12 protein-coding genes are annotated in these 12684 nt (G+C 62.5%); 6 read left to right on the top strand and 6 right to left on the bottom strand.

The window, feature by feature from the left end:
• The first annotated feature begins 66 nt into the window (after window positions 1-66).
• The 3 genes from IB266_RS23025 to gcvH all read left to right on the top strand — a co-directional run bounded on the left by IB266_RS23025 (window position 67) and on the right by gcvH (window position 3357).
• A complete protein-coding gene (locus IB266_RS23025; protein WP_192262602.1) occupies window positions 67-1683 on the top strand; it encodes an ABC transporter permease in 1617 nt (538 codons plus the stop codon).
• A 155-nt stretch (window positions 1684-1838) separates the two neighbouring features.
• Window positions 1839-2921 (top strand): glycine cleavage system aminomethyltransferase GcvT, encoded by a 1083-nt coding sequence (gene gcvT, locus IB266_RS23030; protein WP_192262604.1) that lies wholly within the window; start codon window positions 1839-1841, stop codon window positions 2919-2921.
• 52 nt (window positions 2922-2973) lie between these two features.
• Complete coding sequence (gene gcvH, locus IB266_RS23035) at window positions 2974-3357, top strand: glycine cleavage system protein GcvH (RefSeq protein ID WP_103311393.1); 384 nt, start codon at window positions 2974-2976, stop codon at window positions 3355-3357.
• A gap of 165 nt (window positions 3358-3522) precedes the next feature.
• On the opposite strand, the gene IB266_RS23040 is transcribed toward gcvH, so the two are convergent.
• The 5 genes from IB266_RS23040 to IB266_RS23060 form a co-directional block, all read right to left on the bottom strand.
• Window positions 3523-3843, bottom strand: coding sequence for a DUF2388 domain-containing protein (locus IB266_RS23040; RefSeq protein ID WP_170846005.1), 321 nt, complete (start codon window positions 3841-3843; stop codon window positions 3523-3525).
• A gap of 65 nt (window positions 3844-3908) precedes the next feature.
• Window positions 3909-4358 (bottom strand): NfeD family protein, encoded by a 450-nt coding sequence (locus tag IB266_RS23045; protein WP_192262606.1) that lies wholly within the window; start codon window positions 4356-4358, stop codon window positions 3909-3911.
• Window positions 4359-4367: 9 nt separating this feature from the next.
• Complete coding sequence (locus IB266_RS23050) at window positions 4368-5288, bottom strand: SPFH domain-containing protein (RefSeq protein ID WP_014340768.1); 921 nt, start codon at window positions 5286-5288, stop codon at window positions 4368-4370.
• Window positions 5289-5462: 174 nt separating this feature from the next.
• Window positions 5463-7247, bottom strand: a complete 1785-nt coding sequence (locus tag IB266_RS23055; protein ID WP_060740144.1) for a GspE/PulE family protein — start codon at window positions 7245-7247, stop codon at window positions 5463-5465.
• Window positions 7248-7392: 145 nt separating this feature from the next.
• A complete protein-coding gene (locus IB266_RS23060; RefSeq protein ID WP_060740145.1) occupies window positions 7393-7731 on the bottom strand; it encodes a hypothetical protein in 339 nt (112 codons plus the stop codon).
• A 126-nt stretch (window positions 7732-7857) separates the two neighbouring features.
• Here IB266_RS23060 and IB266_RS23065 point away from each other — a divergent pair, with 126 nt between their 5' ends.
• Complete coding sequence (locus IB266_RS23065; protein WP_060743113.1) at window positions 7858-8328, top strand: Lrp/AsnC family transcriptional regulator; 471 nt, start codon at window positions 7858-7860, stop codon at window positions 8326-8328.
• A 131-nt stretch (window positions 8329-8459) separates the two neighbouring features.
• On the opposite strand, the gene IB266_RS23070 is transcribed toward IB266_RS23065, so the two are convergent.
• Window positions 8460-9827, bottom strand: a complete 1368-nt coding sequence (locus IB266_RS23070; RefSeq protein ID WP_192262652.1) for an inorganic triphosphatase — start codon at window positions 9825-9827, stop codon at window positions 8460-8462.
• Between the two features lie 158 nt (window positions 9828-9985).
• Here IB266_RS23070 and argE point away from each other — a divergent pair, with 158 nt between their 5' ends.
• A complete protein-coding gene (gene argE, locus IB266_RS23075) occupies window positions 9986-11143 on the top strand; it encodes an acetylornithine deacetylase (protein ID WP_192262608.1) in 1158 nt (385 codons plus the stop codon).
• A gap of 137 nt (window positions 11144-11280) precedes the next feature.
• Window positions 11281-12579, top strand: coding sequence for an amino-acid N-acetyltransferase (gene argA, locus IB266_RS23080; protein WP_053126389.1), 1299 nt, complete (start codon window positions 11281-11283; stop codon window positions 12577-12579).
• Window positions 12580-12684 lie beyond the last annotated feature (105 nt).

Below are 12684 nucleotides of genomic sequence, written 5' to 3' on the forward strand. Positions count from 1 at the left end.
TGTGGTGGTTATAAAATAGATGCCCGCGCCAATGCGCGGGCATCATCATTTGAACGAGAGCTCCCCTTGGCCCACCCCGCCCAACGCCGCTGGTACCCCCTGGTCTTCGCCGTCGCTGCGCTGGTCCTGTTGCCCTTGAGTGTCTTGCTGCTGTCCTGGCAGAGCATCGACCAGCAAATCTGGTCCCACTTGTGGGATACGCAGATGCCGCGCTTGTTGGGCAACACCCTCACCTTGATCATTGGCGTGGGTGTCGGAGTGACCTTGCTGGGTGTCAGCCTCGCCTGGCTCACCAGCCTGTGTGAGTTTCCGGGACGTCGCTGGCTCGATTGGGCGTTGATGCTGCCGTTCGCGATTCCGGCCTATGTGTTGGCGTTCGTTTTCGTTGGCCTGCTGGATTTCGCCGGTCCCGTGCAGACGCTGATGCGTGAATGGTTCGGCAGCGGCCTGCGCCTGCCCCGGGTTCGTTCCACCGGCGGGGTGATCCTGGTGCTGGTGCTGGTCTTTTACCCTTATGTCTATTTGTTGGCGCGCAGTGCCTTCCTGGCCCAGGGCAAGGGCTTGATGGAAGCTGCCCGGGTGCTGGGGCAGTCGCCATGGCAGGCGTTCTGGCGCGTGGCGCTGCCAATGGCCCGGCCAGCCATCGGTGCGGGCGTGGCGCTGGCGCTGATGGAAACCCTGGCGGATTTCGGTGCGGTGTCGGTGTTCAACTTCGACACTTTCACCACCGCCATCTACAAGACCTGGTACGGCTTCTTCAGCCTTTCCAGCGCTGCCCAACTGGCCAGCCTGCTGTTGCTGGCGGTGATGTTGGTGCTCTACGGCGAACGCCGGGCCCGCGGCGCTCACCGGGCCAGTAACGAGCGGCCCCGGGTCAAGGCGCTGTACACGTTGCGCGGCCTCAAGGCCGTGGCGGCCAGTGGCTGGTGCTTCCTGGTATTTGCCTGCGCGTTTGTCATCCCGGTGCTGCAGTTGGTGGTGTGGTTCTGGCAACGCGGTCGTTTCGACCTGGATGAGCGTTATGCCGGGCTGATCGTCCACACCCTCTATCTGGGCGGCCTGGCGGCGCTGGTCACCGTCTGTGTGGCCTTGCTGCTGGCGTTCGCCCGGCGGCTGGCGCCGACCCGTCCGATTCGTGCCGGTGTCGGCCTGGCAAACCTGGGGTATGCCTTGCCCGGTTCGGTGCTGGCGGTGTCGATCATGCTTGCGTTCAGCTACCTGGACCGTGAGCTGGTCATCCCGCTGTCGACCTGGCTCGGCGGTGCAGGCAAGCCATTGTTGCTGGGCAGCCTGTCGGCGCTGTTGCTGGCGTATCTGGTGCGTTTCCTGGCCGTGGCCTACGGGCCGTTGGAGAGCAGCCTGGCGCGCATTCGTCCGTCCTTGCCCGAAGCGGCACGCAGCCTTGGGGTCAGTGGCCCACGACTGTTTTTCAAAGTGTATCTGCCGTTGCTGTTGCCCGGCACCTTGAGCGCGGCGTTGCTGGTGTTCGTCGATGTACTCAAGGAAATGCCCGCGACGTTGCTGATGCGCCCGTTCGGCTGGGACACGCTGGCGGTGCGGATCTTCGAGATGACCAGCGAAGGGGAGTGGGCCCGGGCCGCGTTACCGGCGCTGACGTTGGTATTGGTGGGGCTGTTGCCGGTCATCGGATTGATACGACGTTCGGCCCATCGAAACAGCTAGGTGCCAGTCCTACCTCATGCGGCTACAATGCGCGGCATTCGGTGCGGTCCGTCTGTCGGACCGGGCAACTGAGAGCGTCAGAAAACTCCTTTTTTCAGACGTTCGCGCTACGCAGTGTCCGTCCGCACCTTCGCCAAGCCCGGAAGGAGAAACCCATGGGACAGCGTACGCCTCTGTATGACCTTCATCTCGCCCTTGGCGCGAAGATGGTCGATTTTGGCGGTTGGGATATGCCTTTGCATTACGGCTCGCAGGTCGAAGAACACCATCAGGTGCGTCGCGACTGCGGTGTGTTCGATGTATCCCACATGACCGTGATCGACGTCGCCGGCCACCAGGCCAAGGTCTGGCTGCAGCGCTTGCTGGCCAATGACGTCGACCGCTTGCAAGACACAGGCAGTGCCTTGTACAGCGCGATGCTCAATGAGCGCGGCGGCATCGTCGACGACATGATCATCTACCGTGTCGAAGACGGTTATCGCCTGGTCTTCAACGCCTCGACCCGCGATCAGGACCTGGCCTGGATGCAGGCACAACTCGGTGACTACGACGCGCAACTGCATGAGCGCCCCGAGCTGGCGATGCTGGCGATCCAGGGCCCCCACGCCCGGCAGAAGATTGCCGAGCTGGTCACGCAATCCCGTGGGCAAATCATCCAGCAACTCAAGCCTTTCGAAGGGCGCGCCGACGGCGAATGGTTCATCGCCCGGACCGGCTACACCGGCGAAGATGGCCTGGAAATCGTCCTGCCCGCCCAGGAGGCCCCGAGTTTCTTCAACGACCTGGTCGGCGCTGGCATTTCGCCCATCGGCCTCGGCGCCCGCGACACCTTGCGCCTGGAGGCCGGCATGAACCTCTACGGCCAGGATATCCACCAGGATGTTTCACCGCTGGCCTCGAACATGGCCTGGAGTATCGCCTGGGAACCGGCGAGCCGTCAGTTCATCGGGCGCAGTGCGCTGGAGGCCGAGCTGGCCAGCGGTGTGCAGCACAAACTGGTCGGGCTGGTGCTGGAGGAGCGGGGTGTTTTGCGCGCCCATCAGGTGGTTCGCATCGCCAATGTTGGCGAAGGGGAGATCACCAGTGGTAGTTTTTCTCCTACGCTTAGCAAGTCGATCGCCCTGGCACGTGTTCCGATGGCAACCGCCGACCGTGCCGAGGTGGAAATTCGCGGCAAGTGGTACCCGGTACGGGTGGTCAAACCGACCTTCGTCCGCCATGGCAAAACCCTGATCTAACCTTTTGCGGCGGGCCGCTGGCCGCTGACACTTTCTATTGAGGACACAGAATATGAGCGATATCCCTGCCGAACTGCGTTTTGCCGAAAGCCATGAGTGGGCGCGTCTGGAGGCCGACGGCTCCGTTACCGTGGGTATCAGCGACCACGCGCAGGAAGCCTTGGGCGATGTGGTGTTTGTCGAACTGACCGAGGTCGGCACAGTCTTTGAAGCGGGCGCCCAGGCCGGCGTGGTGGAGTCGGTCAAGGCCGCTTCCGATATCTATTCCCCGATCGCAGGTGAAGTGATCGCGGTCAATGAGGAGTTGGGCGGTTCGCCTGAGCTGCTGAACTCCGATCCGTACGGCGCCTGGATCTTCAAGCTCAAGCCAAGCAACACGGCTGAGCTGGACAAGTTGCTGGACGCGGCGGGTTACAAGGCTGCCATCGGCGAATAAGGACGACTGCACCTGTGGGAGCGAGCTTGCTCGCGATAGCGGTGGATCAGCGGCATTGATGTGGGCTGACACTCCGCTATCGCGAGCAAGCTCGCTCCCACAGGGGGGATTTTCACCGGGCAAAAAAATGCCGCTCATCGAGCGGCATTTTTTATTGGCCGGGCATCAGTCCTGGGCGACGGCGTTTTTCGCCAGGATCGCGTTGGCCAGTTCCATGTCGGTGGCTTGCAGGCCTGGGTTGTCGGCACGCACTTTCTGCATCGCCGCTTCCAGATAAGGGCCACGGATGCCGCCATCGCTGGCGACGAAGCTACCAGCATCGTCCTGGGCGGCGACGATCAGTTTGTGATCCTTGAAGGTCAGGTAGGTGGAACCGGTGGTCGCACCGGACGAGATGACGTTACGCCAAAACGTGTCGGCCATTGCCGAGCCAACAGGAAGAGACAGCAAGGCTAGGGTAGCGACAGCAAGTTTGAGACGCATGATAGGTGACTCCACTGGGTTAACTATGACGTTGGATTACCTGCGTCTCGATTCAGTTCCATGACTTGTCAGTCAACCCGTTCCACCTGCAGCACCGCGCCCTCCTGCGCCACCACCCTGACCCGCGTGCCAACGGACGACTCGGGCCCCTTGGCCAGCCAGACACTGTCGGCCACCTTGATCTTGCCACGGCCATCGACAATCGCTTCATGCACCAGGAAGACCTTACCGATCAGTTCCTGCCCGCGCAGGTTCAGGTGCGGCTGATCGCTTTGGCGCACGGCGCTGCGCTGGCGTCGCCACCAGTACAGTGCCGTGGCGATGGCGAACAGGCCGAACAACAGGAACTGCAGCTCCCACGGCATCTGCGGCAGGAAGAACGTGAGCACGCCGACTGCCGCGGCGGCCATGCCGATCCACAGCAGGTAACCACCGGCGCCGAACACTTCAAGGATCAGCAGGATGACGCCCAGCGCCAGCCAGTCCCAGTACGACATGTGTTGCAGGAACCCCCACATACGCGCGCCTCAGGCTTTCTTGCTGTCGAAGGTGGCCCTGACGATCTCGCCGATGCCACCGACCGCACCGATGACCTGGCTGGCTTCCAGCGGCATCAGGATCACCTTGCTGTTGTTGGCCGACGCCAGTTTGCCCAGTGCATCGATGTATTTCTGCGCGACGAAGTAGTTCACGGCCTGGACGTTACCGTCGGCAATGGCCTGGGACACCACCTGTGTGGCCAACGCTTCGGCTTGCGCCTGGCGCTCGCGGGCCTCGGATTCCAGGAACGCCGCCTGGCGGCTGCCCTCGGCCTCGAGGATCTGCGCCTGCTTCTTGCCTTCGGCGGTGAGAATCGCCGATGCGCGCAGGCCCTCGGCTTCGAGGATCTGGGCACGCTTGATACGTTCGGCTTTCATTTGCCCGGACATGGCGGCCATCAGGTCCGCCGGGGGGCTGATGTCCTTGATCTCGATCCGGGTGATCTTGATGCCCCACGGTGCCGTGGCTTCATCGACGGTGCGCAGCAATTTTTCGTTGATGCCGTCGCGCTGGCTCAGCATCGCGTCCAGCTCCATGGACCCCAGCACGGTGCGGATATTGGTTTGCAGCAGGTTGCGGATGGCGTGTTCGAGGTTGTTGACTTCGTAGGCCGCCTGGGCCGTATTGACTACCTGGAAGAAGCACACGGCGTCGATCTGTACCGTGGCGTTGTCGGCGGTGATGACTTCCTGGGGCGGGATGTCCAGCACGCTTTCCATGACATTTATCTTGCGCCCGATGCGATCCATCACCGGGATGATGATGTTCAGGCCCGGCTTGAGGGTGTTGGTGTAGCGGCCGAACCGCTCGACTGTCCATTGGTAGCCTTGGGGCACGACCTTGAAGCCCATGAAGAGAATGGCGACCACTAGGCCGATGAAAAGTAAAAGTACGCTACCGATCTGCATGACGGTTCCCTGTGCGAGTTGAGATGGACCTGCGAGCCCTGAGTGTAGGGCAAGCGGTCATTATCATCACTCTGTGGAAGCAAAGCTTGCTCGCGATGCAGGCGCCTTGCTTCCCCGGGAGACCGCCTCATTTTCATCGCGGGCAAGCCTTGCTCCCACAGCCTCTCGTCACAGCTACTTCTGTTCGCTCTGCGGTGTCACGCGCAGGACTTCCTCAACGGTGGTCAAGCCCGCCGCCACCTTTTGCGCTCCCGACAGCCTCAAGCTGCGCATCCCTTCCTTGAAGGCCTGGCGGCGTACCGCCAGCAGGTCGGTGTCGGGGTGGATCAAGGCCTTGATGCTGTCGGTCAGTTGCATGATTTCGTAGACACCGGCGCGGCCGCGGTAACCGGTGTCGCGGCACTCCAGGCAGCCGACGGCTTGTTGGGCATTGCTCGGCAACGGTGCCTGCCAGGGCCGCGTCAGGGTCTGCCAGTCGTCTTCGTCCAGGGCCAGCGGGGCCTTGCATTGCGGGCACAGGGTGCGCACCAGCCGTTGGGCCATGACCCCGAGCACGGTGGCCTTGATCAGGTAATGGGGCACACCCAGCTCCAGCAGGCGGCTGATGGCGCTCGGCGCGTCGTTGGTGTGCAGCGTCGACAGCACCAGGTGCCCGGTCAGCGCCGCCTGGATCGCCATTTCAGCGGTTTCCAGGTCACGGATCTCACCGATCATGATGATGTCCGGGTCTTGCCGCATCAGTGCCCGTACCCCGGCGGCGAAGGTCAGGTCGATGTTGTGCTGGACCTGCATCTGGTTGAAGGACGCCTCGACCATTTCAATCGGGTCCTCGATGGTGCAGAGGTTCACTTCCGGCGTCGCCAGTTTCTTGAGCGTGGTGTAGAGGGTGGTGGTCTTGCCGGAACCGGTAGGTCCGGTCACCAGGATGATGCCATTGGGCTGGCGGGTCATGTCCTGCCAGCGGCGCAGGTCATCGGCGGAGAAACCGAGCTGGTCGAAATCCTTGAGCAGCACTTCCGGGTCGAAGATCCGCATGACCATTTTTTCGCCGAACGCCGTGGGTAAGGTCGACAGGCGCAATTCCACTTCGCCGCCGTCCGGGGTCTTGGTCTTGACCCGGCCGTCCTGGGGTTTGCGTTTTTCCGCGACGTTCATCCGCCCCAGGCTCTTGAGGCGGCTGACGATCGCCATCGTGACCTGCGGCGGGAATTGATAGACGGTGTGCAGCACCCCGTCGATGCGAAACCTTACGGTGCCCTGCTCGCGGCGCGGTTCGATGTGGATATCGCTGGCCCGCTGTTGGAAGGCGTATTGGAACAACCAGTCGACGATATTGACGATGTGAGCGTCGTTGGCGTCCGGTTCCTGGTCACTGGCCCCCAGGTTGAGCAACTGTTCGAAATTGCTCAGGTTGCTCGGTTGCTGGTCGGTCGTGGTGGCGCCGCTGACCGATTTGGCCAGGCGATAGAACTCCACGCTCAAGCGCTGGATATCCACCGGGTTGGCGACCACCCGCTTGATCGGCAGCTTGAGCACGTGGGTCAGGTCGGCTTCCCAACTGCTGACGTAGGGTTGTGCGCTGGCAACGGTGACGGCGTCACGATCGACCGCTACCGCAAGGATCTTGTGGCGCTGGGCAAAGGCATAGGACATCAAGGGCGTCACGGCCGCTACGTTGATTTTCAGCGGGTCGATGCGCATGTAGGGTTGGCCGGCCTGCTGGGACAACCACAGGGTCAGGTTCTCCAGGTCCAGGCGCTTGCCGGGTCGACTGAGGTCGTCCAGGTGTTGGTTGGCAATGAACTCCAGCGGATGCAGCTGGCTATTGGCGCTGTGGCGTCGGCGGGCGTTGAGCGCGGTTTCGGCTGAATCCTGGCTGATGAAGCCCTGGGTGACCAGTTGGCGCAGCAGATCATTGAGGTCCAGCCAGCGGTCCTGAGTGGCGTGTTTGGTGGACATGCGGGTTCCTATTGGACAATTGCAGCAAAGCCGCGATACAGACGCTTCGGCGTCCTCGCTCGGTCTGCAAAAGAATAGTCCCGACCCTGTGGTCCGTTGGGCCACTACCCGACCAATGCGTTACCAGGTCTTGCCCGTGGGGCGCTCAGCCGGCCGCCTGGGTCGGCTCAACCCTCGTAAATTCAGCGCTTTGCAGGTCCACCGAGCACATGCCGATCAGGTTACGTAGTTTTTCAGCGATCACCTGGGCTCGGTGCCAACTCAGCCCATCCAGGCCGATGTCCAGCGACAGCAGATCGTCGAGGCGCTCGACGCGCACGTGCCGTGGCGTCAGGCCCTGCAAGGCAAACAGGTTCAACGCCCGGCACAGCAGATCCGGCTCGGCCTCGGCCAGCATCTGGTACTGCACTCGGCAATGGGCATTGGCGGCGTGCCAGACGTCGGCGCGGGTCGTGGTTGTGGCAACGGCTTCGAGTGGGGGCATGGGTGGTCTCCTGGGATGCGGGAGAAATATTTACATGTGTCGCGGGGTATTTCTTATCTAAGATGAGTGGTTCTGGCGATTTTTCGAATCGCTTGATTCTCCAAATCATTATTTATGGGTTTGTTTATGCAAAGCGAGCTGGATGGCTACGACCGCCGGATACTGGCGCTGCTGCAAGAGGATGCCTCGCTGTCCAGTGCGCAAATCGCCGAGCAGGTCGGCTTGTCTCAATCGCCGTGCTGGCGGCGGATCCAGCGGATGAAGGAGGAGGGCATCATCCGTGCTCAGGTGACGTTGCTGGATCGCAAGAAAATCGGCCTCAACACGCAGATCTTCGCCGAAGTGAAACTCAACGCCCATGGCCGTTCGAACTTCACCGAGTTCACCGAGGCGATTCGCGGCTTTCCCGAAGTGCTGGAGTGTTATGTGTTGATGGGGGCGGTGGATTTTCTGCTGCGCATCGTCACGGCGGACATCGAGGCGTATGAGCGATTCTTTTTTGAAAAGCTGTCGATGGTGCCGGGGATCCAGGAAGTGAATTCGATCGTGGCGCTGTCGGAGATCAAGTCGACGACGAGTTTGCCGGTGGTGCGCTGAAGCTTGTTTCCAGGGTGTTTGTGCTGGCCTCATCGCGAGCAAGCTCGCTCCCACAGTTGATCTTCAGCGGCCACTAGATGTGGTTACAACGCTGAACCCCTGTGGGAGCGAGCTTGCTCGCGATGGCGGCATCACAGGCGCAGCAAAGTCTTCCAAGCCCGATTCTGGTACACCGCAATCGCCTGCTGCTTGCGCGCATCCAGCGTTTCGTCGGTGATGGGTTGGTTGGCCAGTTGCGCCAGCTTGTTCAGCTCGCCATAAAGGCGATCCATTTCCGGGATCTCCAGCACATGACGGGCGTGGTGCAGCCAGGCCTGGATGCGTTCGATACGCGGCAGTTGCTCGGCGAGGTCTTCCGGCTGTTGCTGATAGCGTTGCAATTGCAGGGACGAGGATTCTTCCCCCAGCAGACGCGGCAGCCAGCTGCCCAGTTGCGCCGCGCCCTGGCGATTGCCACGGGTGTTGCGCTCGGCGGTCCAGCTGCGGGCCAGCAGCCAGCGTGAAGTGTTGAGGGAGAACAGGCCCCAGCGCGGGTCTTGCAGCTCTTCAAGGAACTGTTCCGGCGCGGCCTTGCGCACGTCTTCGTCGTCCAGGCCAGCCTGGACCAGCGGACGCCAGTCTTCCAGCAACGCGTCCAGGGCCAGGCGCAGGTCGTGGGTCGATTGGCGTGGCGCGGCCTGGCCGAGGCTGCTGAGCAGGGCACGCAGTTCGGCGAGGTTTTCCACCCAGTCCTGCAGCAGGCGCCAGTGGCCGTTGAAACGGTATTGTTCGGCCAGGCGCTGGCTGCTGCCGAGCAAATGCCAGCTCAGCGCGGCGAAGGCGTCATCCAGCGGCGTTTCGGCGGTCAACTGCGGGGCCGGCAGGCTCAAGGCATAGCTGCCCGCGTCATGCAGGCGATAGCCACGCTCGGCCTTGCTGATGTCGCAGGGCATCAAGGGCAGGGTCGCGGCCAGCTCGGCGGCCAGTTCCAGCAGGGCGGCGGGCTCGCCTTCGCGCAATTCCAGCTCCAGTTCGCAGATTTCTTCCTTCTGCTTGCCCACCACGACGTGGCCCAGGTCCAGGGCGGCTTCGATGACCACCTTGCTTTTGCCACGGCCCCAGGCGATTTCAGCACGCTCGCGGACGAAATCGGTGGTGAAGATGGCCTTGAGGGTTTTTTTGTCCAGTTCGGCCAGGGCCTCGGGCCAGCACTCGCCGTCGAGCTTCTTCAGGTCGAGCTTGGCCTTGGGCAGGTGCCAGTCGTACTCATTGCGTTCGGACAGGCCGGCGACGCTCTGGCCACGGGTCTTGAGGGTCTGGATCACCTCTTCACCGTCGCGCCGCAGGCGCAGGGCGACCTTGGCCCGGGCCAGGTCGCGCTCTGGCGTGTCGAAATACTGGTTCATCAATTCGTGGCGTTCCCAGCCACTCTTGTTGCGTTTTTTCAGCAGCGGATGCTCGCGCAAGGCTGCCAGGGTCTCGCGGCTGACGCGGAGTTTGATTTCGGTTTCTTTCTGCATGGCCGGAAAATCCAGGGATCGGGTGCGCAGCCGGGGGAAGGTGTGGCTGCCAAGGCCGTGCAGTGTACAGGACTCGCTCATCCTACGCGCCGCGACGGTTTATTCCTTGCGCCGGATGGTTCTATGATGGACGTCAATCTGTAAGCCTGGAGTCAGCGATGCCTTTGCCGTCCATGAAAGATCAATTCGCTGCCCTGATCGCCACGCCTTCGGTCAGCTGTACCCAACCTGGGCTCGACCAGTCCAACAGTGCCGTGATCGAGCTGCTGGCAGGCTGGCTCACCGAGCTGGGGTTCTCCTGCGATGTCCAGCAGGTCAGCCCCGGCAAATTCAATTTGCTGGCCAGTTTCGGCAGTGGCCCCGGCGGCCTGGTGTTGGCTGGCCACAGCGACACGGTGCCGTTCGACGGTGCGTTATGGCAGACCGATCCATTGAAACTCACCGAGGTCGATGGTCGTTGGGTGGGCCTGGGCAGTTGCGACATGAAGGGTTTTTTCGCCTTGGCCATCGAAGCGGTCAAGCCGCTGCTGGACCAACCGTTCAAGCAACCGCTGCTGATCCTCGCGACCTGTGACGAAGAAAGCTCCATGGCCGGCGCCCGGGCCCTGGCCGATGCCGGCCGACCGTTGGGGCGCGCGGCGGTGATCGGCGAGCCGACCGGCCTGCGACCGATTCGCCTGCACAAAGGCGTGATGATGGAACGCATCGATATTCTCGGGCGCAGCGGCCACTCCTCCGACCCAAGCCTGGGCCGCAGCGCCCTGGAAGCCATGCACGATGCCATGGGCGAATTGCGTGGCCTGCGCCTGCAATGGCAGCGTGAATTCCGTAATCCGCAGTTCAGCGTGCCACAACCGACCCTGAACTTCGGTTGCATCCACGGTGGCGACAATCCCAACCGGATCTGCGGCCAATGCTCCATGGAATTCGACCTGCGCCCGTTACCGGGCATGGACCCGCAAGTGCTGCGGGCGGCGATCCGGCAGAAGCTCCAGCCGATTGCCGAGCGACACCAGGTCAAGATCGACTATGCGCCGCTGTTCCCCGAAGTGCCGCCGTTCGAGCAGGCCGAGGACGCCGAGTTGGTCCGCGTGGCCGAACGACTGACCGGCCATCGCGCCGAAGCAGTGGCGTTCGGCACCGAAGCGCCTTATCTTCAGCGCCTTGGCTGCGAAACCCTGGTGCTCGGTCCTGGCGATATCGCCTGTGCCCACCAACCGGGCGAGTACCTTGAAATGTCACGTTTGCAACCTACCGTACAGCTGTTGCGGCAGTTGATCGGCCATTACTGCCTGACGCCGGCCACGGCCGGTTAAATTGCGCCCTTGCGGGCCCGTATTCATCACATGAGGAGAGCGCGCGTGTCGCCAAGCCTGTTCCGACGATAACCACCAGCCCGTTGTGCGTTCTGTTTCGTCTTTTTTTGGCTGTTATTTATTACAGGTCCAGGTTCATGCCCGAATACGTCAATTGGCTTCGTCACGCTTCGCCCTACATCAACGCCCACCGCGATTGCACCTTCATCGTCATGCTGCCCGGCGACGGGGTGGAACACCCTAATTTCGGCAACATCGTCCATGACCTGGTGCTGCTGCACAGCCTCGGCGTGCGCCTGGTGCTGGTCCATGGTTCGCGCCCGCAGATCGAGACCCGCCTCGCGGCACGGGGCCTGACGCCCCATTACCACCACGGCATGCGCATCACCGATGCGGCGACCCTGGAGTGCGTGATCGACGCGGTCGGCCAGTTGCGCATCGCCATCGAGGCACGCCTGTCCATGGACATGGCCTCCTCGCCCATGCAGGGCTCGCGGCTGCGGGTCGCCAGCGGCAACCTGGTCACCGCGCGTCCCATCGGCGTGCTCGAAGGCGTGGATTATCACCACACCGGTGAAGTGCGCCGGGTCGATCGCAAGGGCATCAATCGCCTGCTGGACGAGCGCTCCATCGTGTTGCTGTCGCCGTTGGGTTATTCGCCCACTGGGGAGATCTTCAACCTGGCCTGTGAAGACGTCGCCACCCGGGCGGCCATCGACCTGGCGGCCGACAAGCTGTTGCTGTTCGGCGCCGAGCAAGGGCTTATCGGCGAGGATGGACGGCTGGTTCGGGAATTGCGCCCGCAACAGGTCCCGGGCCACATGCAACGCCTGGGCAGCGACTATCAGGCCGAACTGCTGGATGCGGCGGCCCAGGCCTGTCGTGGCGGCGTCGCGCGCAGCCATATCGTCAGCTATGCCGAGGATGGCGCGCTGCTGGCTGAACTGTTCACCCGCGATGGCAGCGGTACGCTGGTGGCCCAGGAGCAATTCGAGGTGGTGCGCGAAGCGGCCATCGAAGATGTTGGCGGCCTGCTGGACCTGATCAGCCCACTGGAAGAGCAGGGGATTCTGGTGCGTCGCTCCCGCGAAGTGCTGGAACGCGAGATCGAACAGTTCAGCGTGGTCGAGCGCGAAGGCATGATCATCGCCTGCGCGGCGCTGTACCAGATCGCCGACTCGGATGCCGGGGAACTGGCCTGCCTGGCGGTGAACCCGGAATACCGCCACGGTGGCCGGGGCGATGAACTGCTGGAACGAATCGAAACCCGGGCCCGCGCCCAAGGGCTCAAGACGCTGTTCGTACTGACGACCCGGACCGCCCACTGGTTCCGCGAACGTGGTTTCGAGCCCAGCAGCGTCGACCGTCTGCCGGCAGCGCGGGCGTCACTCTACAACTATCAGCGTAATTCGAAGATATTCGAAAAAGCCCTGTAGAGCCGTCCTGAATCCTTGCGCGACCGCGATCTTGATTTCAGACAATGAGCGGCTAGTCTGGAACGCTCAAGATCGCACCGTGCGCGAGCCGTCGTGATCATGATC

Origin of the sequence: Pseudomonas sp. Pdm06 (assembly GCF_014851795.1) — a bacterium.
GTDB classification, from domain to species: domain Bacteria; phylum Pseudomonadota; class Gammaproteobacteria; order Pseudomonadales; family Pseudomonadaceae; genus Aquipseudomonas; species Aquipseudomonas fluorescens_AA.

Bases quoted from the DNA above. Each gene is read 5' to 3' on its own strand.
- gcvT (WP_192262604.1), top strand. From the start codon at position 1,839: ATGGGACAGCGTACGCCTCTGTATGACCTTCATCTCGCCCTTGGCGCG.
- IB266_RS23045 (WP_192262606.1), bottom strand. From the start codon at position 4,358: ATGTGGGGGTTCCTGCAACACATGTCGTACTGGGACTGGCTGGCGCTG.
- IB266_RS23050 (WP_014340768.1), bottom strand. From the start codon at position 5,288: ATGCAGATCGGTAGCGTACTTTTACTTTTCATCGGCCTAGTGGTCGCC.
- gcvH (WP_103311393.1), top strand. From the start codon at position 2,974: ATGAGCGATATCCCTGCCGAACTGCGTTTTGCCGAAAGCCATGAGTGG.
- IB266_RS23055 (WP_060740144.1), bottom strand. From the start codon at position 7,247: ATGTCCACCAAACACGCCACTCAGGACCGCTGGCTGGACCTCAATGAT.
- IB266_RS23070 (WP_192262652.1), bottom strand. From the start codon at position 9,827: ATGCAGAAAGAAACCGAAATCAAACTCCGCGTCAGCCGCGAGACCCTG.
- argE (WP_192262608.1), top strand. From the start codon at position 9,986: ATGCCTTTGCCGTCCATGAAAGATCAATTCGCTGCCCTGATCGCCACG.
- IB266_RS23060 (WP_060740145.1), bottom strand. From the start codon at position 7,731: ATGCCCCCACTCGAAGCCGTTGCCACAACCACGACCCGCGCCGACGTC.
- IB266_RS23065 (WP_060743113.1), top strand. From the start codon at position 7,858: ATGCAAAGCGAGCTGGATGGCTACGACCGCCGGATACTGGCGCTGCTG.
- argA (WP_053126389.1), top strand. From the start codon at position 11,281: ATGCCCGAATACGTCAATTGGCTTCGTCACGCTTCGCCCTACATCAAC.